Source organism: Acinetobacter sp. YH12108 (assembly GCF_013419055.1).
GTDB lineage: Bacteria > Pseudomonadota > Gammaproteobacteria > Pseudomonadales > Moraxellaceae > Acinetobacter.
Window position 1 is genome coordinate 1 of sequence record NZ_VPAW01000013.1, and the last position, 26,486, is coordinate 26,486.

The window sequence follows — 26,486 nt, forward strand, 5'->3', positions numbered from 1 at the left end:
TCCCTTCCCGAACTCAGAAGTGAAACCTCTTAGCGCTGATGGTAGTGTGGGGTCTCCCATGTGAGAGTAAGTCATCGCCAGCTCATTATTCCAAAAGCCCTCTGCTCACGCAGGGGGCTTTTTTTATAGAAAAAATAAAGATGAAATAGAAAAAGGCTTAAATAAATTTAAGCCTTTTTATTTATGGATTAATATTTCTGGAATGCATTTAATTAATCATTAGTACGTTCTAATTACATCGATTTTTTAAGTTGCTTCTGGTGCGTTAAAACTTCTTTTGCATATTTTTTGCCTTGTTTACGCATTTTCCGATCTTTCTCATAGGCAGTAGGGCCTACATTATAATAGCCCAGCGCTTTTTCTAGGCTGCCACTAGATTCCTGATAACGTGACAGAATATAACTCCCACATCCAATATTAACTGCTTCATTAAATAAATCAGGTCCACATGTAGATTGCCAATAACGCGGAACAATTTGCATAAGGCCCACAGCACCTGCAGGTGAAGCGACCTGACTGCGATAGGTGGATTCCTGTCGAATCACGGCTGCTACTAGCAAGGGATCTAGACTATGTCTTTCGGCATTCTGAATAATTAAAGGTGAAACGCGAGTAGCAGTTGTCGCAGGCACAGCATATGCAGTCTGAATTCCTTGAGACAGCTTAGCAGAGCGTTTTTCTAAGGAGTTACCTCCTAGTGAGGAGCAAGCACTTATTAATATTGTACTTAAGCCAAGCATCCCAATTTTTAAAGTAGTAGGATTTAAGACCTTTAATAATGAATAGTTTTTGCCAGAAAATTTGCCCAACAACTTTCAGCTTCCCTGTATTTTTAAAATTAGATTGATCTTAGGAAGATGTATTAAAATCGTCAAGAAATTAGATGATTTGTTTACAAAGACAACTTAGATTTTGTTGAATAATGAATTTTTTATGAAGAATTGTTTAAAGAAAAGCCAGTTAGTAGCCGAATTTGTATCTCAGGCTTTTCTTTAAAGTGTATGTGTTTAGATGCACAAGAAAGCTTAGTCTAAAGTTTTTAGCATCCAGATTTCACAAGCTGCACTATGACCTGTATTGCCTTCGGGATGATCGAGATGTTCAAAACCTAATTTTTCGTAAAGCTTCACTGCCTGCCAAAGACTTGCAGTAGTCTCAAGATAGATTCGTTTAAAGTTCTGCTCATGAGCAAAGTCAAAGGTCAGATTTAAAATCTTTTTTGCAAATCCATAACGACGAATAATGGGTAAGAAATACATTTTCTGTATTTCTAGAATACTCTGATCACCCTGTAATGGCGCAATACCTCCGCCACCAAAGACTTGATCCTGCTCATCGATAATGACCCAATAAGCTGCATTTGGCTGCTGATATACTTCATACAGGTTATCCAGGATTGAATCACCGACAGCAAAACCGGATTCTGCTGCAAGTCCGAATTCTACGGAAACTTCACGAATAATCTTGGCAATTTGAGCATTATCTTGAGGTTGTATAGGACGAATAGAATACATAGGTCATGACATGAAAAAGGATGGAAATTTTATAGTCCGAAAACCATAAAAAATCCATCCTTTTTGATGATTCGTTCTTTAATAAAGCAGTATTTCCAGTTTTTGATTATTTTAATTCACTTGAAGATTTACCCAGTTCACGTCGAGCAATAATGAGTTGCTGAATCTGTTGAGTTCCTTCAAAAATATCCAGAATCTTGGAATCACGTGCCCATTTTTCTAAAAGTTCAGTCTCGTTATAGCCTATAGATGCTGCTAATTCGACGCACTTCAAAGTGATTTCATTCGCGATACGACCCGCCTTGGCTTTAGCAATAGAAGCTTCACGGGAATTAGGCTTACGATTATCCGCCATCCACGCAGCTTTTAACATTAATAAACGGGCAGATTCCCATTCGGCTTCCATACGATAAATCTGCGCTGCAATATTCGATGTTTGTAAGTAAGGTGTATGGTACTCAGAATCTAGCTGATCCTTAAAAATTTCCTTGGTTCTCTCTAAAGAAGCTTTAGAGCAACCAATGGCCATCGCTGCTACAAGTGGACGGGTATTATCAAAAGTTTCCATGACCCCAGCAAAACCCTTGGCCACATCAATTTCAGCATGTCCAAGCAAATTAGCAGCAGGTATACGACAATCAATAAAACTAATTGCAGCCGTATCCGAGGCTTTAATGCCTAGCTTATGTTCCAGACGCTCGATTTTCATGCCGGGTGTGCCTTTAGGTACGACAAAGGATTTGATTGCAGCACGACCAAGTTTTTTATCTAAAGTCGCCCAGACCACAATCGCATCTGCACGTTCGCCAGAGGTGACAAAAATTTTTTCACCATTGAGGATATAGTCATCACCCTCTTTAATGGCAGTGGTACGAATGGCAGCTGAATCCGAACCACAGCCTGGTTCAGTAATCGCCATCGCTGCCCATATACCATGAAAGCGTTGCAACTGTTCGTCATTAGCAACGGCAGCAATGGCTGAATTTCCTAACCCTTGACGCGGCATGGATAAAAGCAGTCCGGTATCACCATAACACATTTCGACAATACTAAGTGCTGTCGACATATTGACGCCATTTTTATTGCTTTCATCGCTATCACCGCGTTTATTGACCGCAGCTCCTGCATTCATGCCTTCGCTGCCTTGGTTCATACCATCGACGACAGAGGCAAGCATATCCAACTCTTTCGGATAAGCATGTTCAGCTTTGTCATACTTGCGTGAAATAGGGCGGAGTACATTCAGGGCAACTTCATGTGCCTGATCAATCAGCAATTTGAATTTTTTAGGATTTTGCAAGTTCATTTATTTTTTTCCTTATTCTTTGCTCAGGCATGAAGGCCAGAATGTACGATTGCTGTTGCTCTTAAGTCCCGATACCAGCGTTCTACCGGATGTTCTTTGGTGAAGCCATGTCCGCCGAGAATCTGTACGCCATCTGTGCCAATTTTCATGGATTTTTCTGCACAGAGCAGACGGGCCAGATAAGCTTCTCGATGAAAGTCTTGACCAGATTCTGCAAGACTGGCGGAATTCAGGATCAGCATTTGCATGGCATCAATTTCAATCGCCATATCTGCAATCATAAAAGCTACACTTTGCCGATGGGAAATTGGTTCACCAAAGGCTGTCCGTTCATTGGCATATTGCACACAGTATTTTTTAACCGCTTCACAGGTACCGACCGCCATGGCACACCACATTAAATTGCCTAGATCAAGAAAAGCGGTGTAATCAAAATCGTCATCTCCCAAGCGTTGTGCCGGTGTGTTATTAAATTTGAGATTCACAGTTTGAGTGGCTTTCAAGCCCATAGCCGGAGATTTTTGTGCAGTAATGGTATTATTGCGTTGCACAATAAATACTTCGGTTTTGCCATTCAGATCTGCACTGACCAGATAGATATCAGCAGTTTCTCCGAGCATCACCAAGGTTTTTTCACCATTAATTAAATAGTGATCTCCATTCGAGGTTGCTTTAGTTTTTAACTGATAAGGATTAAAGGCAGCTGTTGCTTCCTGTACTGCGAAGGTGGCTTTAAGATGCGGATCATCGGCAAATGCAGTCAAATACTCAGTCTGAACCTGTTCTGAACCCCAACGGGTAATCGCATTAATCACACTAAAGGTAGAAAGCAGACCAGCAGTCAGACTGAAATCACCTTGAGCCAACTGTTGAGCCATCAGGACATTGCTGACGATATTCTGTTCTGCAGCTACACCACCTAAAGCTTCAGGCAGCGCATAAAAATTAAGACCCAGATCAGTTGAATATTGCCAGAGTTCCTTTGGGAAGATTTCATGATGATCTGCATCATGTGCCAAAGGATAAAGGACTTCACTGGCAAACTGCTGCATCACCTCACAGGTCATTTGCTGTTCTTCAGTCAGATTCAGATCGAACAGGGATTTAGACTGATGTGGTAAACGTTGTCTTTGAATTTTCTGACCAGATTTCAGGATTTTCTGAGTCTGGCTGAGTGTTTTAAAACCTGCTTTAGAGCTTTGATAAAGCGATTTTTCTAAAAATTTACGCAGCTTTAATTGGTCGAGTAAATCACTTCCAGCCACTTTGGTCAGGATGGACAAGCCAAATCCTTGTGCTTTGTTCACCATATTGTTCATTCTAATTATCCTACGGGGTGTTATCTTATTTGCCTGATGTTGACATGCAGTTCTAGAAAAAACCATGTCATCAATGACATGAATCATTGTCAATTTATAATTAAAATAAAGAGGGGATTTGAAGAATTAAAATATTGAAACTAAATAGAAAAATAAAATAAGAAAAATTTGGTTTTTATCAAAAATTGACCCGAATGACAAAATCATCCGGGTCTTATATAAGGCTAATAATAACTTAGTCGTTTAGAGATGACGTTTAATCATTGCGCGTACATTAGTTTTCGCATCAATCACCGTCATGAAGGTATAAGCGCCAATGAACTTACGGCTGATAAACATAAATTCTTTAGGCGGTACACTGAAATAACGTGAAGCCATGGATTTAGAAGCTTGCTGCATTACCCGGCTATGAAGCTGGCTTTTTTTCCAGTTATAGCGGTCATGTTCATCCATCACGCCTGGAGGCAGGTCTTTATTGTTCATTGGCGAGCTGAAGGCTTCTGTGGCTAACAGGAAGACTTTCGCCATATCCGGTTTGATGCTAGGCGGAATAGAATCAAAGAATTCATAACCGGTCATGGCTTTCACCATCATGTCTGAATCATGATGATAACCGGCCTGGATCAGGTTACGCGCTACATTGAGTAGATGCTGGTCAAACTGACGGATTGCACCGAAGTCGAGAAGCACAATCTTGTCCTGAATATTTTCGCCATCCCCTAGACGTACCAAATAATTGCCGAAATTCGGGTCAGTCTGCATCTCACCCCATTCAAAAATCTCACGTACTGCGATTTCAAGGGAAGCCTCACCCAGTTTATTACGACGTTCCTGTGGTAGAGACAGCATTACTGGACTATTGATGGGTACACCACGTTCAAAGGTCATACACAGAACACGGTCAGTACAATAGTTATCGATGATGGTCGGTACGATATATCGTGGATCATTTTGCAGACGTTTACAGAAACGACGGGTCGTATCCGCCTCAATTTTATAATTGACCTCACGATGCATCATCTCACGAACTTCATCGAACCATTGATCAAATTCACGGGTTTGCGGCACCATACGAGTCAATTTGAGCATGTTCTTAAACAGGCTCATATCAGAATCAATAGCCTCAGCTACACCCGGGTACTGGATTTTAAGCACCAGTTCCATGCCATCTGACTTACGCACCGCACGGTGAACCTGAGCCAAAGATGCGGTACCTAGGGGCTCATGATCAACCGTCAGATCATCTAGCTTGGAACCTAATTGCTGTTGTAATTGGGCTTTGATCGCCGGCCACGCCAAAGCAACTGTTTTATTATTTAACGTATTTAAGGCTTGAGTGACCTCTTCTGGCAGAAAATGTTCGCCATACAGGGCCATCATCTGGCCAATTTTGACAATTGAACCTTTAAGCTTGCCAATTTCTGCAACCAGATAATCGGCCTGTTCTTTCATGGCTTTTTTGCGTCTTCTTTCTTTTTCTTCTTCACTCGAGAACATAGAACCCGCACTGGATGCTGCCCAGCGCGTACCTGCCAGCAAAGATGCCTTTGCGATCGATAAGCGTCGATCCATTGAGGAAGTTTTCAATTGTTTAAGCTTATCGTTCTGATCTGACATGTAAACTCAATCCTTTTATCAGCATAAAGCGGAATAAATCATTGTAGTGGATATTACCGTGTCTGCACGTATTAAAAAAGTTTAAGCCGCTGAATTCACGGTGAAAATCTCGGCAAGAGCATATCGCTTGCCGTTTTGACCAGTGTAGGGTGAATATTACGACATTTGAAATTGAATTTTTAATTCAGATCGTTGTTGTAACTGTTGTTTATTTGTTTGAATATGTTGATGAATTAGGTTCTGGACTGTTTCATGCATAAAACCCAGCGCATAACCCTTCACAATAATGATGCTTGGCAAACTGAAAAACAGGTATTTGGCATCTTCCAAAGTCGCACTATTAAATACACCTTGCTGCATTAACGTGGTCTGTAAAAATACTTTTTCCTGCTGCACCTGACTGGATAACTGGTCATTCCAGTAGTTCTGGCGCATGGCCATAAGATTGTTGTGCTTATAGCTCATAAGATCTGGGCTCGTTTGGACATCATTGCCGAATTATATGCGGCCATAAAATCAAGTTTCAACCAAAGAACTGTGACATCTTTTTAAGCGAGAAAAATATAGGATTTTATCAAGGACTCAGTTAGTATCAGGCAATAATTTAAACAAGATTCATTATTCAATATTGATTGGAAACAAGCCAGTTTTGGTGAAGGGGATACTATGCGTTTTGCATGTTTATTAATGGCAGGTTGTTTGGGGACGATGGCATTACAGGTTCAGGCGGCTACAGGTTATTCTCAGGAATATACCCAGTGCATGAACTTTAGTTATGGCAATACAGCTAAACTGCAGAAATGTGTGAAAAAAGAATTAAAAGCACAGAATAAACGTCTAAAGAAAAACTATAAGACTTATCTGAAATTGAATGCGGGTTATAGTAATAATATTCGTGATCAGCATACAGTGTGGGAACGCAAACTGTCACAGCAATGCAAGCTGACCATGAATACCCAATATGCCCAGATTAAACAGGGTCAATGTGCGCTGGAGATGGTAAAAGATCAGGCGAATTTGTATCAATTGCGTTCTTATCGTGCCGGTACTTAAACTGATTTTAAGTTAATAAATCCTTCCGGAAATAGCGATAAATCTTAAAAAGCAGGATTCTAATCTGCCTGAAATTCAGAAGATCTGTCATTGATAAACCATGGAGAATTCGGGTTTTTCATGGTTTTGGCATTATAAAACACCTCAAAACAAGGTATCATAAGGCGTTTTAAAAAATGACCTTGGAGACGCCTTAAGTGGATCGACCGACTATTAGCCCTGAACATTTGCAGGAAGCCGCTGAAAATTTAACTACCATTCGTGATTTTATTCGTTTTGGGGTTACAGCATTACGTCAATACGATGCGCACTTAGGTCAAGGTACAGAAGATTATTTTGCTGAAAGTTCAGCGCTGGTTCTACAAACCTTGTCACTGGACTGGAATGCAGATCCTGAAATTCTAGACTCTAAATTATTGCCAAGCGAAGTGGCTGAGTTCTTGAGCTTGCTGGAACGCCGCATTAATGAACGTGTTCCAACCTCTTATTTATTGAATCTGGCCTATTTCTTCGGCAAGCCATTCTATGTCGATGAGCGTGTTCTGATTCCACGTTCGCCAATCGTTGAGCTGATTGAAAACCGCTTTGCTCCTTATTGCCTGACTGAAAATGGTGAAATGGGCGCGGCAGTAAATAACCTACCAAAAAAACCGAATCCAAAAACTCCACAACGCATTCTGGATATGTGTACCGGTTCTGGCTGTATCGCGATTGCATTGGCCTATGCTTTCCCGGATTCAGAAGTGGATGCAACCGATATTTCTAAAGAAGCTTTGGAAGTGGCGCAGATTAACTGTGAACATCACAGTAAGCAGTACCAAGTAGCGTTACTTGAATCTGATCTGTTCGCTAAAATTCCAGCTGAAAACCAATATGATCTAATCGTATCTAATCCTCCATATGTCGATGCAGAGGATATGGCTGATCTTCCTGATGAATTCCATCATGAGCCAGAGCTGGCCTTGGCTGCTGGTCAAGACGGTCTGGATCTAGTACGTAAGATGCTGGCTCAAGCGGCTGATTACCTGACTGAAGATGGTCTGATCGTGATTGAAGTGGGTAACTCTGAATGGGCGATGAAGCAAAACTTCAATACCGTTGATTTCCACTGGTTACATTTCCAACGTGGTGGTTCAGGTATCTTTGCATTGACTGCAGCCCAATGCCGTCAATATCGTGATTTATTCATTCAATCTGTTAATTCATAAGGAGTCGTTGACATGGCAGGTAATAGTATAGGGCAACTCTTCCGTGTAACGACTTGTGGTGAATCTCATGGTGTTGGCTTAATGGCCATTATTGATGGGGTTCCACCAGGGATTGAACTGTCTGAAGCGGATTTGCAAAAGGATCTGGACCGTCGTAAGCCAGGCACATCGAAATTTGCAACACAGCGTAAAGAGCCAGATGAAGTTGAAATTATTTCAGGTGTGTTTGAGGGTAAAACTACCGGTACTTCAATTGGTCTTTTAATCCGCAATACGGACCAGAAATCGAAAGATTATGGCAATATCGCGCAAACTTTCCGCCCGGGTCATGCAGACTATACCTATACCCAGAAGTATGGTTTTCGTGACTATCGCGGTGGTGGCCGTTCGAGTGCGCGTGAAACTGCGATGCGTGTAGCAGCAGGTGCGATTGCCAAGAAATTCCTGTTTGAGAAATTTGGTATTGAAATCCGTGGTCATGTGACCCAAATCGGTACTGAAAAAGCAGAAAAACTGGACTGGAATGAAGTGCCAAATAACCCGTTCTTCTGTGGTGATGTTGATGCGGTGCCGCGCTTTGAAGCATTGGTAACTTCATTACGTGAGCAAGGCACAAGCTGTGGCGCACGCCTTGAGATCATTGCTTCTAAAGTGCCAGTGGGTTGGGGTGAACCAGTATTTGATCGTTTAGATGCTGATATTGCCCATGCCATGATGTCAATCAATGCCGTGAAAGGCGTGGAAATTGGTGATGGGTTTAGTGTCGCTGAGCAGTTCGGTCATGAAACCCGTGATGAACTCACAACAGATGGCTTCCTGGCGAACCATGCTGGCGGTATCTTGGGTGGTATTTCTAGCGGTCAGGATATTCGTGTTTCGATTGCGTTGAAACCAACAGCTTCCATCACAACTCCGGGTAAAACCATTACCATTAATCGTGAAGATACGGATGTCCTGACCAAAGGCCGTCATGATCCTTGCGTGGGTGTACGTGCAACCCCAATTGCTGAAGCGATGCTAGCAATTGTTTTGATGGATCACTTCATGCGCCATCGTGCACAAAATGCCGATGTCGTTGCGCCGTTTGAGCCAATTGAACCTAAATAATTTGCTTTATAGAAGCAAATGAAATTAAAGTCAGGCTTCGGTCTGGCTTTTTTATATTTATAAAATGAAAAATAACAATATTCGTTTAGCCCAAGCTACGGACATTCAAAGCATTGTTAAGTTGATCAATACAGCTTATCGATCTAATTTGGGCTGGACGCATGAACATGACATTTTTTTAGGTGATCGAATTAATGAGGCTCAGTTAAGTGAACTTTTAGCACGGCCTGATGTTGAACTTTATGTCTTGGAAAATAATGATCAACTGGTGGGTTGCATTGGTCTGACACACTTGCCAGATTGTTTTGAAATCGGCAGTTTTGCTATTGACCCAGTCCGGCAAAATTCAGGTTATGGTCGAATATTGTTAGATTTCGCTGAATAATACTCCAGAGAAAAAATACCTTTCAAAAAACTTAGAATGTCTGTTCTTAATGTTCGCATTGAATTAATCGCGTATTATGAGCGTCGTGGTTATCACCAAACCGGCAAAACAGAGAGTTACCCACTGGATGCAGATGTTGGACAGCCTTTAGTAGATTTAAATCTGGTGATTTTAGAAAAGAGTCTCGAAAAGATTTATTAAGTTATTTGAATCTATTTTTGATTCTAAGTGTGTTTAATAAGAATAATGACAGGATATATGAATGGAAGTATGGTTAAGTGCTGAATTAAGTAGGGAAGTGTTAACAGAAGATCATCTTGATCTCGAAAATAAAGCACGTAACGCAGTAGAAAATGCCTTAAATGCTCAACTACAAAATAAGTCGTATGATATTCCTATAGATAAATGGAAATGCATTGAAATTATAATGGGAAATGATAGTTTTGATGAACGTATTTTTTATTCATTTAAACGTAGAAATATGGATTTCCGTTTAAGGATTGATCCAACAACTTTTAAGGCAACAGATGATTTAGGCCGTGAGAGACTCATTTTTAGGATGCTCTTAAGAAGCCTGGATTTGTTAAAAGTTAAGTTTGAAAAAGTCCGTCCGAAGCTTGATGCAAAGGTTTATGAGGAGCTTGAAAGACTAAAAAATGATGCACTAAATGTTGCAAAAGATGAAAGTTGGATTTAAAGCGTATTTTAATTAAAGCCAGCGAGAGTGTTTTTTATTTATTATCCATTGAATTTTCCACTATTTTTATCCTGAAACGAGTCGGTTGTTGTATCCTTGCTCATTGACAGGCAATTGAATTGGATGCGATTGCCGCAAAACCCATATCATGAGTTGTTCAATGTTTCAGACTATCTTCACTGTACTGTTTCCGCTTATTGGCCTGATTACTTTGGGCTATGTATTAAAACAAAGGAAATGGCTGGAAGATAGTTTCTGGCGTGGGGCAGAAAAACTCAATTATTTTGTCCTGTTTCCAGTTATGCTGTTTTTAAATCTGGCCGTAGCCAAGATTGAAATGGCAGTCATTAAAGATGTGGTTCTGGTGGTCTTTAGCCTTATGGCGGTGGTCAGTATTGCGCTATATGTACTGCGCAAGATTTATCAGATTGGCTATGCACGTTTTGGGGTCTATGTGCAGGCACTTCTGCGCTTTAACACCTATATCGGACTTGCAGCAGTGAATGCCTTATTTCATCAGCAGGGCATGACCATTTTCGCCGTAGTGATGGTGTTGTGTATTCCACTGGTCAATATTTTATCTGTACTTGCATTTACTCGTAGTTCAGATATGCAGATCTTCAAAATCCTGATTGATCTGTTAAAGAATCCTTTAATTTTAGGCTCTCTTGTGGGTGGCCTATTTAATCTTTCAGGCTTATCACTCTGGGCTGGGTTTGAATTATTCCTAAAACAGATTGCCTTATGCAGTTTGCCGCTTGGCTTGATGTGTGTGGGGGCTGCCTTACAGTTCCAAGGCTTCCAGCGAGATATCTTCCCATTAGGTCTGGCGACTTTTGGACGTTTATTAGGAATGCCACTTGCTGCTTTCTTTGTCTGCCAATTATTTGATATTGATCCTTTAACCACCCAGGTACTGGTGTTGTTTTTTGCTTTACCTACTGCTTCAGCTTCCTATGTACTGACGCGTGTCTATGGGGGAGATAGCCAGTTCATGGCCAGTGTTATCAGTATGCAAACGGTAGTCGCGGCAGGATCTCTCATGTTGATTCTTTCCTGGTTAATTTAATTTTAGGATCTGAAAGTCGGTCATATATTAAAGTCTAATATTAAATCAATCCTATAAATAGCCTAAGCAATTATTAACATTATTGCTTTTCTTAAATGCCTTGCATTGCAGCATGACGTAGGAAAATGAGGCAAAAAACCAAATTAAAATCTTAAAATTCGTTTGAAATAGATAGTGTTATTTCTTCTAAATTTATTGAAAGTATCGTTACCACTTAAATCACGTGAATTAACATAAATAAAAAACAGTAGTCTCCGATAAGATGGTATATAAATTGCTCAGGATAATAAAAATATTATTGCAGGAGAGAAATGCTACTGCATTCGCCGAAGGAGCAAGGTCCCAGGAAACTCTCAGGCAAAAGGACTGCAATAATATATTAAACTCTGGAGAGAAGTGTTGAATCACTCACCGAAGGGGGAAGGTTGCTGCATACAGCTATGATGCAGTCACCGAAGCTCTCAGGTACACATGACAGATGGGAAAGACATCACATATTGAGGAGAGGTGTCTATGCGTCATGTTATTGTGGTGGGGGCAGGCATTACCGGTGTAACAACAGCTTATGAGCTCGCCTTACTCGGTTATCAGGTCACGGTGGTTGACCGTCATCTTTATCCCGCGATGGAAACATCCTTTGCTAATGGCGGGCAACTTTCTGCCTGTAATGCAGAAGTCTGGAATCAAAAAGCCACTGTGTTGAAAGGCATAAAATGGATGTCACAAAAAACCGCACCGCTATTGCTTAATCCTTCTTTTAGTCTGCATAAATATAGCTGGCTGATGGAATTTCTAGGTCATATTAAAAACTATGAAACCAATACCCGGGAAACGGTAAAAATCGCATTACTGGCCAGAAAACGTCTGTTTGAAATTGCCGAAATTGAGCAGATTGATTTTGATCTGGAAAAGCGCGGAATTCTACATTTCTACCATAATAAAGCTGATTATGATGTCGCAATTAAGGTCAATGATCTGTTGTGTAGTGGTGGTCTGGAACGTAATGCCATCAGCAATGAAGAAATCAAGCAGATTGAACCTGCATTAACTGGAGATTATTATGCCGGGTTTTATTGCCAGAGTGATGCGACTGGAGATATTCATAAATTCAGTACTGGACTGGCAAATGCCTGTATGAAAAAAGGGGTGAACTTCGAATTTGGTCAGGATGTATTTGCGGTCGATCACCAAGCACAGCATATTACGGTTAAATGCAGACCAAGCCCTGAAAATGTGCATGCCAATACTGAAGATGTGCTCGAGATTCAGGCGGATGCCATTGTGGTATGTGCAGGCGTCAGCAGTTATCAGTTGGCAGATCTGTTGGGTGAGCGAGTGAATGTCTATCCGGTAAAAGGCTATTCAATTACCGTACAGCTGAATGATGAGCAAAGTCAGCAAAATGCTCCTTGGGTCAGTCTGCTAGATGAGAGCGCCAAGATCGTCTTGTCACGTTTAGGTAAAGACCGCTTACGTGTTGCAGGAACCGCGGAATTTAATGGTTATAATCGGGATATTCGTGTTGACCGAATTCAGCCTTTAATTGACTGGACACAACGCAATTTCGATCTATGTACTGAACATGTGGTTCCATGGGCAGGTCTGCGTCCCATGATGCCGAACATGATGCCAGTGGTGCGTCGTGGTAGACAGGAACGTGTCTTTTATAACACCGGCCATGGACATTTAGGCTGGACATTATCAGCGGCAACCGCAGCTATGATTAGCCAAGAAATAGCTCAGCATTACCCGGCCTAAGTAAATAGCCCGCTTACGGGCTATTTTTAAAGATCAAAAAATAATTATTTATTCATTAAGCTCCTTCTACCTGAGCAAAAAATTAGGGTCAAGGGAATCTTTATAAAAACCTCTCCTATAAGGAGAGGAAATTTCTAGTTTAAATTTTTAAATATTAATTAGGACATTGATAGATAAAAATAAAAGTCGGCTGTTTAATCATATAAACGATAAATACCACTAAAACGTTCACAGCCTTTTTGTTCAGTACTGACCGTCAAGATTGCCTTGCTATAGTTAAAGGTATATTTGCAGTCATGCTCATTATCCGTAATCTGGCTTTTAGTTTCCGTCGTGGTATAGGCCAAAAAAGGAATGGTCTGGGTTTCTGCACGATTATTCGGATTGCGGTAGGCGATCCCTTCAATCTTGATGCGATCTTTCGTCAGCTGATGAATCTTAAGATGAATCGGCTGCTTGGCCATTTGTCCCTGTTCAAACTTCAGATAGTGCTGAGTCAGGCTCTGATTTAGGGAAATATAAATATTGAGGTCATCCAGACGCTGGTCAAATTGCTGTTTAAAGCAGTCCAGCGTCTTACATTGCTGTAAGCGTGTACTCCATAGCTGCTGAGTATCTTGTAATAAGCGAACAGGCGCATCTGTAATCAGAAAAGCGGTAAAATATTGATCTGTCAGTTTTTCACGCGGTTCATCAAGAGAGGCTGAGCAGATCTTTTTCATGGCTGCGTTATTGTTATGATGACTGTTACAGTCCAGCGATTCAGCATGAATGCTGCTAGCAAAAAGGCCTGTCCCGAGTAAAAGTCCCATTATTTTCATCATATTTATATCAGTTTTCAGTAGCATGATCGCTTATACTTTCACTGTGTTACGCTAGGTCTAACTATAGCGAAATAGAAACGTCGTGTACAAGATTTCAATCAGTTATTTCTAAAGGATATAAAAGTGATTGCACAAATTCGTATTGGTCAGGGACTGGATGTACATGCATTTGAAGAAGGTGATTTTGTCACTCTGGCAGGTATTCAGATTCCACATACGCATGGCTTGAAAGCACACTCTGATGGTGATGTGGTTTTACATGCACTTTGTGATGCTTTGCTAGGTGCCTTGGCGCTAGGCGATATTGGCCAGCATTTTCCAGATACCGATCCGCAGTTTAAAGGTGCAGACAGCAAGGTTTTATTAAAGCATGTCTATCAGCTAATTTTGGATCGTGGTTATCGCCTAAATAATGCTGACATCACTGTAGCTTGTGAACGTCCAAAGCTGGCTAAACATAACCTGGAAATGCGTCAGAGCATTGCCGATGTACTGGATGTGGATGTGACTCAAATCAGTATTAAAGCCACAACCACTGAAAAATTAGGATTTACTGGTCGTCAGGAAGGTATTCTGTCTATGGCAACTGTTCTGATCAGTCATTACAAATAACATCAACCGAAGTTATTAGGATGAATCAGGGATAATTCCAGTTCCTGTGTTGCTTTACGGCCTTGCAGCTGTAGGGCAACCGCATGAATTAAACCGGTCCAGGTTTCATTCGGTTCCCAGAGCTGATGCAGATATTCCTGTGCAGTCGGCATGTCCATATCCATATAGTATTGACGATATAAATACATCAGGCAGCTGACATGATAATTCTGCGTACAATGTACCCAGACCATTTGTTCTTTGACCAGATGATCAATCAGATCCAGTACCAGCAGGCATTGGCTATCCGAAGGGGTTTCCCAGGAGATCGGCAACTGGATATAGTTCAGGCCAAGATCAAGACAAATTTTATCTTCATGTAACAGATGATGATCGCTATCTGTTAATGCCACATTGATTACGGTGGATACGCCGTATTCTTTAATCAACCTCAGTTGTTCAGTTGTCGGCTGACCAGAGCTGAACAGATGGTCATGGATGAACTGAAAATTTTCAATTTGACTTAATGCAGTTTCAATTTCATTCATCAGATAAAATTTTCCTTGTTCAGAAATGAAAACGCCATCTTGTCGATGGCGTTTGTCAGTTCGTTTAACGATTAGGTAAAACGTCCTTCAATGCCTCATGCATGTCAAGCAACACTTTTTCTGTGGTCTCCCAATCGATACAGCCATCAGTCACTGATTTTCCATATTCCAGATCATAAAGATTGGCAGGAATATCCTGACGGCCACCTTTCAGGTGACTTTCTACCATAATACCAACAATTGACTTGTTTCCATCAAGAATTTGTTCAGTAATATTTTTTAAGACAAGCGGTTGTAAGTACGGGTCTTTATTTGAGTTTGCGTGGCTGGCATCAATCATGATCTTGCCGCTGACTTTGGCTTTCGCAAGCGCTGCCTCAGCATCTGCAACTGAACCTGCATCGTAGTTAGGTTTGCCATTACCGCCACGTAGAACCACGTGTGCATATGGATTCCCTGAAGTACGAATCACCGCAACCTGACCTTGGTCATTTAGACCCAGGAAGCTGTGACCATGTTTAACAGATTGCATTGCATTGGTCGCAACAGTTAAGCCGCCGTCTGTACCATTTTTGAAGCCGACTGGTGAAGACAGGCCAGAAGACATTTCACGGTGAGTTTGGCTCTCGGTAGTACGTGCACCGATCGCTGACCATGAAATTAAATCCTGATAGTACTGTGGAGAGTTTGGATCCAGTGCTTCTGTTGCACATGGCAGGCCAAGTTCATTCAGCTCCAGTAACAGTTTACGACCGATACGCAGACCTTTCTCAATATTGAAAGAGTCATTCATATCAGGGTCATTGATCAGACCTTTCCAGCCTACAGTTGTACGCGGTTTTTCAAAATAAACACGCATTACGATATACAGGCTATCTTTTACTTTTTCGCTTAAAGCTTTTAAACGTTCAGCATATTCATGCGCAGCCGCTGGATCATGAATTGAACATGGACCAATTACTACAAAAATACGCTTATCCTTGCCATCTAGGATATTACGAATCGTTTCACGACCATGCAGTACGGTTTGATAAGCAGTTTCAGTCAAAGGTAACTCTGCTTTCAACTGAGCAGGTGTTACCAAAGGAATCATGCTTTGGATATTCACGTCATCAATATCTGATGCTGAAATAGGTTTTGACTGTAGTGTATTCATTGCCGTCACTGGTTTGATCATACAAAAGGTTGTTTAATAGCCTGAATATAACATGAATGATGCGTCACTTTGTTATAAAAAAGATGAATACTTCTTTGAAAAAAAAGTGATGAATCCATGATTTAGTTTAAACAGCAGCTGTTTTTTCTACTGCTGTTACCAATTCAGGTTGGGCGGGTTGCACCGGTTTTGACTTGACTGGATTCACAATGAAATTCACGCCAAGACAGAACAGGGTAATCCCAAGAATTTTACGGATAATTTTCTCTGGCATACGTGAACTGATCAACGTACCAATCACAATCGCTGGAATAGAACCGCAAAGTAACCAGCCTAATAAAGTAAAGTCTACATTACCTGCACTCATATGGCCCAGACCTGCGACTAAAGTTAGAAGTACGGCATGTACCACATCCGAACCGATAATACGGATCATGGGTAGATTCGGGAACATCAGGATCAAGGCCATAATACCGAAAGCACCGGCACCGACAGATGACAGGGTCACAAACACGCCCAGTACAATACCCATGATCACGATCAAGACACGTTTATTGCCAGATTTAAAGTCAACTTTGTCTAAATCCTGAGTCATGTCAGGTAGTTCTTGTTTGCGGTATTTATTAAAGAACTTTTCAATAGAATTGCGGAATACAATAGATGCACCAGTAAGGGTCAGCATAAAGCCCAATACCATGGTCAGCGTTGCTTTATAATGTGTCGATTGACTGAGGTAATTCTCTAGTACCCAGTGGGTCACAAATGAGGCAGGGATACTGCCGATCGCCAGCCAGATCACAATAGGCCAGACAATATTCATTTTCTTGGCATGAACCAGTGAACCACAGAATTTAGAAATTGCGGCATAAAGAAGGTCTGTACCAATCGCGATATGCGGTTCAACCCGAAGCAGTGTAATCAGGATTGGGGTCATCAACGAACCGCCACCGACACCGGTAATCCCAACACAGAAACCAACCAATACACCTGCTAAAATAAATTCAATCGGACCAAACATGCATATATGCCAAAATCAAAAAACGAGCATATCTTATGACTTTTAAATATAAGTCGTTGTCTTGATTATTGATTTGCTTATTCTAAAAAGAGATAAAGACTATAAAATTTAAAGTAATTCATCCTGATTTATATTTTAATTTGAATCATCTAGCATACCTTTCTATTGCTAAGTATGAAAATTGATAAAGCTTCTGCAAAATGCCTTTTTATTTATTTGTTTAAAGATCAGCCGCTTTAAATTTATTTTAATTTTTAAGCTGGGCTAAGGCGCGCGCATTGTCCAGATTCCAGTAGTTTAATTATTTGAGGTAGCCAAGATTTGTGAGTTCAACACTTAGGCATGCTCAAATCATGCTTTATGATAGAATCTGAACGGAATTAATTTGTCTCATTTGAGGGAATACACTTGCAGAATCGGAAACTTAAAATCGGAATCGTGGTGGGAGAGGTATCGGGAGATACGCTTGGTGCGAAGCTCATCCGTAGTTTTCGAGAGCAGGGTATTGATGCAGAATTTGAAGGGATTGGTGGGCCGCAAATGCTGGCTGAAGGCTTCAAGAGCTACTATCCAATGGATATTCTCTCGGTCATGGGCATTGTTGAAGTCCTGAAAGATATTAAAAAACTGTTCGCGGTTCGTGATGGTCTGGTCGAGACCTGGACGAAAGATCCCGTCGATGTTTTCATTGGAATTGATGCGCCTGATTTTAATTTGCGACTTTCCAAGACCCTGAAGCAAAAACAGTTACCGATTAAGACCGTGCAATATGTCAGCCCTTCGGTCTGGGCATGGCGTCAGGGACGTGTGCATGGCATCAAGGCCAGCATTAATCTGGTACTGTGCCTGTTTCCATTTGAAAAAGCATTTTTCAAAAAATGGGATGTTCCGGCAGCTTTTGTCGGTCATCCATTGGCAAGTCAGTTACCCCTAGACAATAATCTGGCTGAAGCGCAGGCAGAACTGGGCTTAGATCCTGCACAAAAATATATTGCACTGCTGCCAGGTAGCCGCCGTGGTGAAATTGAACGCTTAGGACCATTGGTACTGGATGCAGCCAAAATTCTGCATCAGAAATATCCGGATTATACGTTTCTGATTCCCGCCATTAATGAGATGCGTAAACAGCAGATTGAAAACTTGCTGGCACAATATCCGGGCAGTTTAAAAGCACATATCCGCCTGATGGAAAATACCAGTAGTGAGTCAAAAATTGGCCGTCAGGTGATGAATGCATCTAATATCATTGCGTTAGCTTCAGGCACTGCGACACTGGAAGCCATGTTATTGCATCGTCCGATGGTGACCTTTTATAAATTGCACTGGCTGACTTATCAGATTGCCAAATTGCTGGTCAAAATTCCTTATTTCTCGTTGCCAAATATCATTGCTGGTAAAAAAGTCATTCAAGAATTAATCCAGTCAGAAGCAACGCCTGAAAACCTGGCTGCTGAAATTGAAAAATTGATGGATATTGAAGCAGCTCAAATTCAGGTGATGCAGCATCTCACCATGCACAAGCAGCTGCTTTCCGGCAACAGTGAAGATCCTGTCAAAGCGGTACTAGCCTTAGTCCAATAAAGGCGTCTTGCTTTTTTGACAGGCAATACGGTATCGGGTCGGGGTTTGTTCAAACTGTTTTTTAAAGCTTTGACTAAACGCCGTTTCCGAAGAATAGCCCACCAGATAGGCGATCTGCTGAATGCTAAATCCGCTATTTCTGAGATATTGTGCTGCCAGGCGAAGTCGATGCTGTTGCAGATAAGCCAATGGTGGCTCACCAACAATCTGGGTAAACAGCTGGGCAAATTTGGAACGCGACATATGGCATTGTTCAGCCAGGCTTTCTACGGTCCAAGGCTGTTCTGGTTTGCCATGAATTGCTGCCAAGGCATTAGATAGTTCAGGATGCGAAAGAGCATTCAGCCAGCTCGAAGCATTTTCCAGATTCAAAATATAATCTCGCACGCATTCAATCAGTAAAATACTGACCAGATGATCCAGAATCTTGTCCCGTCCCGGACGAAGTTGCTGGGTTTCCAGCGCCAGAAATTGCAAACCAACCTGTAACCACTCTGGTGCTGTATCTCCCAGAATATGCTGAATGTGCAGAAATTTAGGTAAAGCACTCAGTAGCGGTTTCGCCATCTGGATATCCAGATTGGAACGAATCGCCAGGATAAAACTGCGTTCTGCTGAATGGGTGATATTGAGATCCACACATTGCTGTGCATGAGTCTGAAAATAAGAGTTGATCGAATGATGTTCAGAAAAATCCGCATTACCGGGACTAGAAATCTGATGGGCAGAACCAGCAGGCAATAACACCAGATCGCCTTGTTGCAGCTCAAGCAGATCGCCATCTTTGAATATTAATTGCGCTTGACCCTGTAATAATACATAAGCCAGCATGGAAGGTTCATACTGATAATCAAACCCGCCTGGATGAAACACATTGAGGTAGAGATATTCGGATTTTTCCAGATGAATATCATCAAAAATTTTACTTAAAGCATCCATGCTTGACTCTATTCTTTTGTTTTAATTCATTTAATTAAATTTAAATAGCCCAGTCTTGTGATTTAAGGCCAAGACTTGGCCTATTGCGCCAAAGACGCTGACATAGTTTTTCTGGACGTTTAATACTGTTCGCTAATGCTGAAATATTCAACTATATGTGCAGAGTAACATAAAAAGGAGGGTCGCAATGAATGCCCCTGCACAAATTAGCAAAGCTCAGTTCACGCAGGATGCGTCAGCACTGAAAGGTTTACAACTGGATAAAAAACGTTTTGGCTGGCTGCTCAGTCCCGGTTTGCCTGTGATCGGTATGGGAATTCTGGCTGGCTATCATTTTGGTCCCAAAGCCACTAAAAAAGTCTTTGCGATGGGTGGGCCTTTATTATTACATGTGATTATCCCAACATTAGATGCTTTAATTGGTGATGATGCCAATAATCCAAATGATGAGCAGATTCAGGCATTGGTCAAAGATCCTTATTATGATCGGATCGTGAAGATGTTTATCCCATTGCAAATGGCTGCCAATGCTTTTGCAGGCTATGTCGTATCCCGCCCAAATGTTTCTCTGGTCGATCAGGTTCTACTTGGCGTATCTATGGGGGCGATCAATGGAATCGGCGTGAATACTGCGCACGAGCTGAGCCATCGTTCTCAGAAAAAAGATCACTACTGGTCACATGCCAGTCTGATGCCACTGGCTTATAACCATTTCCGGATTGAGCATCCTTATGGACATCATAAACGAGTGGCGACGCCAGAAGACCCGGCATCTTCGAAAATGGGGGAATCCTTCTACCGTTTCTGGCCACGTACTGTATTGGGTGGCTTGAAATCAGCAATTCAGATTGAAAAAAGACGCTTGGAACGTAAAGGCTTAAAATTCTTTAGTCAGGAAAATGAGCTGTTTCATGGCTGGGCGATGAGTGCGGGCTATCATGCCTTGATGCTGAAAATGTATGGCAAGAAAATTATTCCTTATACGCTGACCCAGGCCCTCTATGGCATCAGCCTGTTTGAAATCGTGAATTATATCGAACACTATGGATTAAAACGCGGGCAAAAAGCAGATGGTACCTATGAGCGAACCTTGCCCGAACATAGCTGGAACAATAACAACATCGTGACCAACCTGTTCCTGTACCAGTTACAACGCCATTCGGATCATCATGCCTATCCAAGCCGACCATTTCAGGCATTGCGACATTTTGATGAAGCACCAGAATTACCAAGTGGTTATGCCACCATGCTGATACCGGCACTGATTCCACCATTGTGGTACAAGATGATGGATCAACGTGTGTATCAACATTATCAAGGCGATCTGGCTAAAGCGAATATTCTGCCTTCGAAACGTGCCAAGCTGCTTAAGAAATTTGGTCTAAAAGACACTGCGGCTTGATGATGTAAACAAATAAAAAATGCGCCATTCGAGGCGCATTTTTTATTGATTTTTATTTAGAACCAGTCACTTTGCATATTTAGACAGGTGTCATCGAAGTTCATCAGTAACTTAGCCTGATGTTCAATTTCAGGCAGTTCCCAATGAATAAAATATTGAGCTGCCTGAATTTTACCCGCCAGAAAGGCTTGATCTTCCTGTTGAGAAGATGTGCCAAATTTAAGTTGAGCCTGATTGGCCATTTCCAGCCACAGCCACGCAATAATAGTTTTGTCCATCATATCCAGATATAGGCCAGAATTGGCCAAAGTTTCACTAACTTTGCCTTGATGCAGAGCCTGACCTAAAACCTGTGTGGTTTTTTGCACAGTGACAAGATGCTGTTTATAGACATCTGCCAGTTCTGTTAACTTGCTATCCTGAATCTCAGACAAGGTTTTCTGGATGCGTTGCATGAGCAGGGTCAGGCCTTTGCCATTGTACTGCCAGAGTTTACGGCCTAATAGATCCAGAGACTGAATCCCATAAGTGCCTTCATGAATCGGATTAAGACGGTTATCCCGATAGCATTGCTCAACCGGATATTCACGCGTATAGCCCGCACCACCCAAGACCTGAATCGCTAGATCATTGGCTTTAGGACCATAGGCAGAAGGGAAGGACTTGACCACTGGTATAATGAGATCGAGTAAAATGGCACTCTCTTCATCTTGTGCAGCCTGATGTTCATCAATTAAACGAGCTGCAAATAAGCACAGCGCCAAAGCACCTTCAACATAAGATTTTTGTGCCAGTAGCATACGTTTGACATCCGTATGCTCAATGATATTCACAGGTTTAGCGTCAGGTGTTTTTTCATGAACCGGACGGCCTTGAGGACGGTTTTTAGCATAGTCCAGAGACTCCAGATAACCACGATAACCGATCATGGCTGCACCGAGGCCAACACCAACGCGCGCTTCATTCATCATCTTGAACATGTATTTTAAACCATGTCCCGCTTCACCAATTAAATAGCCTAAGCAATTGTCATTTTCTCCAAAGCTTAGCACTGTTGATGTGGTGCCACGATAACCCATTTTATGTAAAAGGCCAGCTAATTGTACATCATTGGATTCACCTATAGTTCCATCTGTATTGGTTTTGAATTTCGGCACGATGAATAGGGAAATACCTTTTACCCCTTGCGGAGCATCTTGGATACGAGCCAGAACTAGATGCACAATATTTTCAGTAATATCCTGATCACCACCAGAAATAAACATTTTCTGACCTTTAATTTTGTAGCTTCCATCTGACTGAGGAATCGCTTTAGTGGTCAGATCTCCCAAAGAGGAACCCACATTCGGCTCGGTCATCGCCATAGTTCCAGCAAAGCGGCCACTTAGCATATGCGGCAAGAACATTTGTTTTTGTTCTGGAGAGGCAAAGGCTTGAATCAGATTTGCTGCAGCGGCTGTCAGAAAAGAGTAGGCAACAGTCGAAGGATTTGCCGACATGAAATAGGCATTGCAGGCCATATTCACCAAAGTCGGCAATTGCATGCCGCCGTCTGCGTAATCATGCTGGGCGCAGAGTAGACCAGCATCAGCAAATTGTTGCCATGCTATTTTCACTTCATCAATGGTCTTCACCTGTTTGCCATCAAAGCTCGGTTCTTGGTGATCAGCCTTGGCATTATGCGGCGCAAAATAATCGGTCGCGATGCCTTTTGCCGTTTCTAGGATGCTATCAAAAGTATTTTTGTCATGGTCCTGATAGCGTTCCAGTTCAGTTAAAGCTTCGAGTTTGAAAACATCATAAAGCAGAAAATTGAGGTTTTTATCATTAATCAGCTGAGTCACGGTACGGTCCTGAATATGTAATCCTTGAGATAGCATCAAGACTAGCAGTTGCATTTATCAAGGAGGATTGTCAATAATGACATGAAACGGGTGAAAAACGACAAATAGAACAATATGCAACAGGTAGTGATTTTAGGCTTTGATGGTGCTTTGGCTTCAGCAATTACAGGTGTCGTCGACTTATTCGCCATGGCTGGCGTCAGCTGGAATCGGATTCAGCAGCAAAATGTGCAACGCCTGTTTAAAGTCAGGATCGCCAGTCCAGATGGACAACCAATTCGTTGTATTAACGGCCTGGAATTACCAGCTCATTGTTCATATCAAGAAATTCAAACAGCAAATATTCTGGTAGTGCCGACCATCGCCGCACCTATACAAGAGGTACTGGATGAAAATCCAGACCTGATTCAGTTTTTAACTTCTGCTCATGCACAATCCACCTTAATCGCTGGAAACTGCACCGGGAATTTCTTTCTGGCAGAAGCTGGTATTTTAGATGGTCGTGTGGCGACAACGCATTGGGGCTTTCAGGACATGTTTCGTGCACGTTATTCTCAGGTCAAACTCAATGCCGATCTGATGATTAGCCGGGATCAGAATATTTACTGTGCAGGTGGAGGCTTGGCCTGGTTTGACCTAGGCTTGCATCTGATCGAACGTTTCTATGGTTTTGAAGTTGCCATGCAATCTGCCAAATCCTTTGTGATTGATTATCGACGCGATAGCCAATTGTCTTATTCCTTAATGAAGATTGGTCAACCACATCATGATGAACTGGTGCAAAAGGTTCAGGACTGGTTAGAGCAGCATTTTCATGAAGAGTTTACTTTAAATGCGCTGGCAGAACGTTTTAATGTCACCACTCGTACTTTAATCCGGCATTTTAAGCAGGCGCTAAATATTGCACCGAATCAGTATCTGCAAGCCATTCGTATTGAAGCGGCACGCAAACGGCTTGAGGAAACCGATCAGGCCATAGATCTGATTATGCAAAATGTCGGCTATCAGGATCCAAGTTCATTTCGGCGTTTATTTTATAAGAAAACAGGGTTAACACCTTTAGAATATCGCCGTCGTTTTAGTCGACGTTTCTAGATTTTGACAAAAAGAGAGATTCGAAAAGCTCTCTTGGCATACATATTAGCTAAAGACGTCTTTACGTAAATAATGCGTATAAATGGTTGAAGCGATGCTTTGCAGGAAGCCGGTGAACATAATCCAGTAAATAAAAACTTCACGTTCTAACCATTTTAGTCCGAAGCCTTCAAATCCGATGATGATCAAAAAGGCTGAACTAATCCCCAAAAATAAAATTTTATAGGACAATGACTTCTGCTTTAATAAAATCATTGTTCCTCTTTCGTCTTTGGCTTCTTGTGAGCATTCAAAGCGTATTTTATATATTTCACAGCAAATCACAGCCACCACAATACTTAAAATACTAGCCATCAATAACCAATATAGTGTCATGTTTCTTCCTCAGCATAACTAAACAGTTCCTCAATCGTGGTTTCAAGTGCATTTGCTAACTTGAATGCCAGAATCAAGGAAGGGTTGTACTTCTCTTTTTCTAATGCGGCAATCGTTTGGCGGCTGACTGCCACTGCATCAGCAAGCTGTTGTTGTGTCCAACGTTTTTTAGCACGAAACACGATGATGTCATTCTTTAACATGTCTTTACTCCAACATCATTCAAAATGTAATATATATTTAACATTATGTAAACTATATATTTCATAATGATAAAAATAAGTGTTATTTAAAAGATTGAGATATAAAAAATGGGCTAAATGCCCGTTTAAAAATTTTTGAATCAGCTGGTTTAAGCTTTGACTGAGGTCGATTTAACCTTGCGGCCATGCAGCAGGTAATACCAGATCAGACAACTAAAGGTAAGCACTGCGGAAAACAAATAAAGCTGACGATAACCCACCTGATCCAGCAGCATACCGAGGAAATAAGGTCCGAAACCAAGACCGGCATCTAGTGCAATAAAGAAAGTCGAGGTCGCCAGACCCATCCGTTGCAAGGTGGTACTTTTCACGGCAATAGTTTGACACACTGACTGAATATTACCGAAACCAAAACCTAATAACGCGGCACTCGCCAGTAACATCACAGAGTTTTGTGCCTGACTCAGCATTAGAATACCTACTGCCATAATCACGATTGCAGGATAGATAATGATGTTTTCACCTTTACGATCCATTAATGGGCCAGTAAATGGACGCGACAGCAGAATGGCAAAAGCATACATCAGGAAGAAGAAAGAGGCTGCTTCGACCAGATTGATGTCCTTGGCATAGAAATGGATAAAGGACAATACGCCTGAATAACAGGTAGCCACCAGCAGGACAATGATAGCAATCGGCAAGGCATTCGGCTCTACATACTGAGCAAGCTTACTGGCAGATTGTGGAACAGAGGAAGTCGATGTACCACTCGCTTTAAGGCGCGGCGGCTGGATAAACAGACCGCAAATCAGGCAGCTGAGCGCAACAATAGTAGTAAAGATAAAAATCACCTGATAATTAAAATTCGTCATCAGCCAGATCCCGACAAAAGGACCAATCGCTGTACCAAGCGTACTGCTCATACTGAAATAACCAATACCTTCACCACGTCGTGTTGCTGGAATGGTTTGCGCAATTACTGTGCCGAGTACGGTAGATGCCATACCCATCATAAAGCCGTGGATCAGACGAATACCCAATAACACTTCTAGTTTGGCCGGAATCATATAAAGTCCGGAAAATAGCAAAAAGCCAGTCAGGCCAATCACCAGGGTATTTTTCAGTCCTAGACGATTCAGCAATTTCCCAATAAATAAGCGTCCAATTAGCGTTCCGACAATAAACAGACCGGATACCAGACCGGCTTGTGCAGTCGATGCTCCCAGTTCAGCGACCGAGAAACCGACAATCACAATCACCAGCAGGTAAAACACCAGAACGAGCTGGAAATTAACCAGACTGACCAGGACGAAATTAGAGGTCCATAAGCGGGCTTGATCTTGGCTCATTGTGGTGTTTCCTGAGATGAAGGATGTAATTGCTGAATCAGCTGTACCAAAGTGTTTTTACTGCTTTGCAGATCATGTGCGTCAATCTGTTGCAGTAACTGATCTTCAAAAGCATCAATCTGTTTGGAACACAGGTTAAAGGTTTTAACCCCTTGCTCGCTGAGTTTGAATAATTTCTGACGTTTATCTTCGGTTTCGATCTGGCAGATTAAGTCGAGTTCACTTAAATGCTGGATACGTTTGGTTATGCTTGGTTTTGAAACATTTAAATAGCTTGAAATATCAACCAGTGTGCATTGCTGTTGGGATTGAATGGTATAGAGCACTTGCCATAAGGAATAATTAAGTTGGGAGGATAACAAAATAGTATTGATTTCATCACTCATGAGTCGTGCGCAACGCAGCAACAGTGAACGAAATCTGGAAGAGGGTTGAAACATATAGTTAACCTGGCTAACTAAATTGTGCCTAATTTACGCCTCTTTATTCAATTAGACAAGAGGGAAATTTTGAAAATTTTTACATGGT

Annotated in this window: 26 protein-coding genes, 1 pseudogene and 1 riboswitch; of the genes and pseudogenes, 11 read left to right on the forward strand and 16 right to left on the reverse strand. The window is 41.7% G+C overall.

Features of this window, described 5'->3' with window-relative positions; all coding sequences use genetic code 11:
* Nucleotides 1-233 precede the first annotated feature (233 nt).
* From FTU46_RS09715 to FTU46_RS09740, 6 genes are all read right to left on the reverse strand, one after another.
* A complete protein-coding gene (locus FTU46_RS09715; protein WP_257224643.1) occupies nt 234-740 on the reverse strand; it encodes a lytic transglycosylase domain-containing protein in 507 nt (168 codons plus the stop codon).
* 285 nt (nt 741-1,025) lie between these two features.
* Entirely contained in the window at nt 1,026-1,514 is a 489-nt protein-coding gene (locus FTU46_RS09720; protein WP_180014721.1) for a GNAT family N-acetyltransferase, read from the reverse strand.
* Between the two features lie 106 nt (nt 1,515-1,620).
* Entirely contained in the window at nt 1,621-2,820 is a 1,200-nt protein-coding gene (locus FTU46_RS09725) for an acyl-CoA dehydrogenase family protein (protein WP_180017449.1), read from the reverse strand.
* A 23-nt stretch (nt 2,821-2,843) separates the two neighbouring features.
* Nucleotides 2,844-4,130, reverse strand: coding sequence for an acyl-CoA dehydrogenase family protein (locus tag FTU46_RS09730; protein ID WP_180104940.1), 1,287 nt, complete (start codon nt 4,128-4,130; stop codon nt 2,844-2,846).
* Between the two features lie 252 nt (nt 4,131-4,382).
* Nucleotides 4,383-5,756, reverse strand: coding sequence for an AarF/ABC1/UbiB kinase family protein (locus FTU46_RS09735; RefSeq protein WP_005235905.1), 1,374 nt, complete (start codon nt 5,754-5,756; stop codon nt 4,383-4,385).
* Nucleotides 5,757-5,912: 156 nt separating this feature from the next.
* Complete coding sequence (locus tag FTU46_RS09740) at nt 5,913-6,221, reverse strand: hypothetical protein (protein WP_166138211.1); 309 nt, start codon at nt 6,219-6,221, stop codon at nt 5,913-5,915.
* A gap of 201 nt (nt 6,222-6,422) precedes the next feature.
* Between FTU46_RS09740 and FTU46_RS09745 the strand changes: the two genes are divergently transcribed.
* From FTU46_RS09745 to FTU46_RS09775, 7 genes and pseudogenes are all read left to right on the forward strand, one after another.
* Nucleotides 6,423-6,809, forward strand: a complete 387-nt coding sequence (locus FTU46_RS09745) for a DUF1311 domain-containing protein (RefSeq protein WP_180104899.1) — start codon at nt 6,423-6,425, stop codon at nt 6,807-6,809.
* A 197-nt stretch (nt 6,810-7,006) separates the two neighbouring features.
* A complete protein-coding gene (prmB, locus tag FTU46_RS09750) occupies nt 7,007-8,017 on the forward strand; it encodes a 50S ribosomal protein L3 N(5)-glutamine methyltransferase (protein ID WP_180104900.1) in 1,011 nt (336 codons plus the stop codon).
* Between the two features lie 12 nt (nt 8,018-8,029).
* Complete coding sequence (gene aroC / locus FTU46_RS09755; protein WP_180002073.1) at nt 8,030-9,124, forward strand: chorismate synthase; 1,095 nt, start codon at nt 8,030-8,032, stop codon at nt 9,122-9,124.
* Between the two features lie 64 nt (nt 9,125-9,188).
* A pseudogene (locus tag FTU46_RS09760) lies at nt 9,189-9,710 on the forward strand (GNAT family N-acetyltransferase).
* Nucleotides 9,711-9,771: 61 nt separating this feature from the next.
* Nucleotides 9,772-10,206 carry an Imm44 family immunity protein gene (locus tag FTU46_RS09765; protein ID WP_159122881.1) on the forward strand — a complete coding sequence of 145 codons (435 nt, stop codon included), beginning with the start codon at nt 9,772-9,774 and terminating at the stop codon, nt 10,204-10,206.
* 160 nt (nt 10,207-10,366) lie between these two features.
* Entirely contained in the window at nt 10,367-11,275 is a 909-nt protein-coding gene (locus FTU46_RS09770; protein ID WP_180104901.1) for an AEC family transporter, read from the forward strand.
* A 291-nt stretch (nt 11,276-11,566) separates the two neighbouring features.
* Nucleotides 11,567-11,654: riboswitch (glycine riboswitch) on the forward strand.
* A gap of 134 nt (nt 11,655-11,788) precedes the next feature.
* A complete protein-coding gene (locus FTU46_RS09775; protein ID WP_180104902.1) occupies nt 11,789-13,033 on the forward strand; it encodes a D-amino acid dehydrogenase in 1,245 nt (414 codons plus the stop codon).
* A gap of 194 nt (nt 13,034-13,227) precedes the next feature.
* On the opposite strand, the gene FTU46_RS09780 is transcribed toward FTU46_RS09775, so the two are convergent.
* Entirely contained in the window at nt 13,228-13,881 is a 654-nt protein-coding gene (locus FTU46_RS09780) for a hypothetical protein (protein ID WP_159122884.1), read from the reverse strand.
* 99 nt (nt 13,882-13,980) lie between these two features.
* Here FTU46_RS09780 and ispF point away from each other — a divergent pair, with 99 nt between their 5' ends.
* Complete coding sequence (gene ispF / locus FTU46_RS09785) at nt 13,981-14,469, forward strand: 2-C-methyl-D-erythritol 2,4-cyclodiphosphate synthase (protein WP_034171374.1); 489 nt, start codon at nt 13,981-13,983, stop codon at nt 14,467-14,469.
* A 2-nt stretch (nt 14,470-14,471) separates the two neighbouring features.
* Here ispF and FTU46_RS09790 read toward each other — a convergent pair whose 3' ends face one another.
* From FTU46_RS09790 to FTU46_RS09800, 3 genes are all read right to left on the reverse strand, one after another.
* Nucleotides 14,472-14,996, reverse strand: coding sequence for a protein tyrosine phosphatase family protein (locus FTU46_RS09790; protein WP_125278644.1), 525 nt, complete (start codon nt 14,994-14,996; stop codon nt 14,472-14,474).
* 64 nt (nt 14,997-15,060) lie between these two features.
* A complete protein-coding gene (locus FTU46_RS09795) occupies nt 15,061-16,152 on the reverse strand; it encodes a 3-deoxy-7-phosphoheptulonate synthase (protein ID WP_180104903.1) in 1,092 nt (363 codons plus the stop codon).
* A gap of 127 nt (nt 16,153-16,279) precedes the next feature.
* Nucleotides 16,280-17,170 carry a sulfite exporter TauE/SafE family protein gene (locus FTU46_RS09800; protein WP_125278642.1) on the reverse strand — a complete coding sequence of 297 codons (891 nt, stop codon included), beginning with the start codon at nt 17,168-17,170 and terminating at the stop codon, nt 16,280-16,282.
* A gap of 408 nt (nt 17,171-17,578) precedes the next feature.
* On the opposite strand from FTU46_RS09800, the gene lpxB reads away from it, so the two are divergent.
* On the forward strand, nt 17,579-18,751 hold the full coding sequence (gene lpxB, locus FTU46_RS09805) for a lipid-A-disaccharide synthase (protein ID WP_180104904.1): 1,173 nt from the start codon (nt 17,579-17,581) through the stop codon (nt 18,749-18,751).
* Here the strand turns inward: lpxB and FTU46_RS09810 are convergent.
* Nucleotides 18,740-19,690 carry an AraC family transcriptional regulator gene (locus FTU46_RS09810; RefSeq protein WP_180104905.1) on the reverse strand — a complete coding sequence of 317 codons (951 nt, stop codon included), beginning with the start codon at nt 19,688-19,690 and terminating at the stop codon, nt 18,740-18,742. The two genes, lpxB and FTU46_RS09810, sit on opposite strands and share 12 nt — an antisense overlap.
* A 187-nt stretch (nt 19,691-19,877) precedes the next feature.
* Here FTU46_RS09810 and FTU46_RS09815 point away from each other — a divergent pair, with 187 nt between their 5' ends.
* Nucleotides 19,878-21,092, forward strand: a complete 1,215-nt coding sequence (locus FTU46_RS09815; protein WP_180104906.1) for an alkane 1-monooxygenase — start codon at nt 19,878-19,880, stop codon at nt 21,090-21,092.
* 56 nt (nt 21,093-21,148) lie between these two features.
* Here FTU46_RS09815 and FTU46_RS09820 read toward each other — a convergent pair whose 3' ends face one another.
* Complete coding sequence (locus FTU46_RS09820; RefSeq protein WP_180104907.1) at nt 21,149-22,972, reverse strand: acyl-CoA dehydrogenase; 1,824 nt, start codon at nt 22,970-22,972, stop codon at nt 21,149-21,151.
* A 78-nt stretch (nt 22,973-23,050) separates the two neighbouring features.
* Between FTU46_RS09820 and FTU46_RS09825 the strand changes: the two genes are divergently transcribed.
* Nucleotides 23,051-24,031 carry a GlxA family transcriptional regulator gene (locus FTU46_RS09825; protein ID WP_180002063.1) on the forward strand — a complete coding sequence of 327 codons (981 nt, stop codon included), beginning with the start codon at nt 23,051-23,053 and terminating at the stop codon, nt 24,029-24,031.
* Nucleotides 24,032-24,076: 45 nt separating this feature from the next.
* Here the strand turns inward: FTU46_RS09825 and FTU46_RS09830 are convergent, their stop codons facing one another.
* The 4 genes from FTU46_RS09830 to FTU46_RS09845 form a co-directional block, all read right to left on the reverse strand.
* Nucleotides 24,077-24,406 carry a hypothetical protein gene (locus tag FTU46_RS09830; RefSeq protein ID WP_180104908.1) on the reverse strand — a complete coding sequence of 110 codons (330 nt, stop codon included), beginning with the start codon at nt 24,404-24,406 and terminating at the stop codon, nt 24,077-24,079.
* Nucleotides 24,403-24,609 (reverse strand): helix-turn-helix transcriptional regulator, encoded by a 207-nt coding sequence (locus tag FTU46_RS09835; RefSeq protein ID WP_180014751.1) that lies wholly within the window; start codon nt 24,607-24,609, stop codon nt 24,403-24,405. The genes FTU46_RS09830 and FTU46_RS09835 overlap by 4 nt, the downstream gene beginning before the upstream one ends.
* Nucleotides 24,610-24,758: 149 nt before the next feature.
* Nucleotides 24,759-25,958: an MFS transporter gene (locus FTU46_RS09840; protein ID WP_159122894.1), complete on the reverse strand. Its 1,200-nt coding sequence runs from the start codon at nt 25,956-25,958 to the stop codon at nt 24,759-24,761.
* The gene (locus tag FTU46_RS09845) at nt 25,955-26,398 is read right to left on the reverse strand and encodes a MarR family winged helix-turn-helix transcriptional regulator (protein ID WP_180011026.1); all 444 of its coding nucleotides are present in this window, start codon (nt 26,396-26,398) and stop codon (nt 25,955-25,957) included. The genes FTU46_RS09840 and FTU46_RS09845 overlap by 4 nt, the downstream gene beginning before the upstream one ends.
* Nucleotides 26,399-26,486: the final 88 nt, after the last annotated feature.

What these genes read in the sequence shown, in the direction of transcription:
- FTU46_RS09765 (WP_159122881.1), top strand. Translation starts at nt 9,772, where the DNA reads ATGGAAGTATGGTTAAGTGCTGAATTAAGTAGGGAAGTGTTAACAGAA.
- FTU46_RS09730 (WP_180104940.1), bottom strand. Translation starts at nt 4,130, where the DNA reads ATGGTGAACAAAGCACAAGGATTTGGCTTGTCCATCCTGACCAAAGTG.
- FTU46_RS09790 (WP_125278644.1), bottom strand. Translation starts at nt 14,996, where the DNA reads ATGAATGAAATTGAAACTGCATTAAGTCAAATTGAAAATTTTCAGTTC.
- FTU46_RS09715 (WP_257224643.1), bottom strand. Translation starts at nt 740, where the DNA reads ATGCTTGGCTTAAGTACAATATTAATAAGTGCTTGCTCCTCACTAGGA.
- FTU46_RS09735 (WP_005235905.1), bottom strand. Translation starts at nt 5,756, where the DNA reads ATGTCAGATCAGAACGATAAGCTTAAACAATTGAAAACTTCCTCAATG.
- FTU46_RS09780 (WP_159122884.1), bottom strand. Translation starts at nt 13,881, where the DNA reads ATGCTACTGAAAACTGATATAAATATGATGAAAATAATGGGACTTTTA.
- FTU46_RS09835 (WP_180014751.1), bottom strand. Translation starts at nt 24,609, where the DNA reads ATGTTAAAGAATGACATCATCGTGTTTCGTGCTAAAAAACGTTGGACA.
- FTU46_RS09825 (WP_180002063.1), top strand. Translation starts at nt 23,051, where the DNA reads ATGCAACAGGTAGTGATTTTAGGCTTTGATGGTGCTTTGGCTTCAGCA.
- FTU46_RS09820 (WP_180104907.1), bottom strand. Translation starts at nt 22,972, where the DNA reads ATGCTATCTCAAGGATTACATATTCAGGACCGTACCGTGACTCAGCTG.
- aroC (WP_180002073.1), top strand. Translation starts at nt 8,030, where the DNA reads ATGGCAGGTAATAGTATAGGGCAACTCTTCCGTGTAACGACTTGTGGT.
- FTU46_RS09840 (WP_159122894.1), bottom strand. Translation starts at nt 25,958, where the DNA reads ATGAGCCAAGATCAAGCCCGCTTATGGACCTCTAATTTCGTCCTGGTC.
- FTU46_RS09815 (WP_180104906.1), top strand. Translation starts at nt 19,878, where the DNA reads ATGAATGCCCCTGCACAAATTAGCAAAGCTCAGTTCACGCAGGATGCG.
- FTU46_RS09845 (WP_180011026.1), bottom strand. Translation starts at nt 26,398, where the DNA reads ATGTTTCAACCCTCTTCCAGATTTCGTTCACTGTTGCTGCGTTGCGCA.
- FTU46_RS09720 (WP_180014721.1), bottom strand. Translation starts at nt 1,514, where the DNA reads ATGTATTCTATTCGTCCTATACAACCTCAAGATAATGCTCAAATTGCC.
- FTU46_RS09810 (WP_180104905.1), bottom strand. Translation starts at nt 19,690, where the DNA reads ATGGATGCTTTAAGTAAAATTTTTGATGATATTCATCTGGAAAAATCC.
- FTU46_RS09725 (WP_180017449.1), bottom strand. Translation starts at nt 2,820, where the DNA reads ATGAACTTGCAAAATCCTAAAAAATTCAAATTGCTGATTGATCAGGCA.
- FTU46_RS09745 (WP_180104899.1), top strand. Translation starts at nt 6,423, where the DNA reads ATGCGTTTTGCATGTTTATTAATGGCAGGTTGTTTGGGGACGATGGCA.
- FTU46_RS09775 (WP_180104902.1), top strand. Translation starts at nt 11,789, where the DNA reads ATGCGTCATGTTATTGTGGTGGGGGCAGGCATTACCGGTGTAACAACA.
- FTU46_RS09800 (WP_125278642.1), bottom strand. Translation starts at nt 17,170, where the DNA reads ATGTTTGGTCCGATTGAATTTATTTTAGCAGGTGTATTGGTTGGTTTC.
- FTU46_RS09740 (WP_166138211.1), bottom strand. Translation starts at nt 6,221, where the DNA reads ATGAGCTATAAGCACAACAATCTTATGGCCATGCGCCAGAACTACTGG.
- FTU46_RS09770 (WP_180104901.1), top strand. Translation starts at nt 10,367, where the DNA reads ATGTTTCAGACTATCTTCACTGTACTGTTTCCGCTTATTGGCCTGATT.
- FTU46_RS09830 (WP_180104908.1), bottom strand. Translation starts at nt 24,406, where the DNA reads ATGACACTATATTGGTTATTGATGGCTAGTATTTTAAGTATTGTGGTG.
- FTU46_RS09795 (WP_180104903.1), bottom strand. Translation starts at nt 16,152, where the DNA reads ATGAATACACTACAGTCAAAACCTATTTCAGCATCAGATATTGATGAC.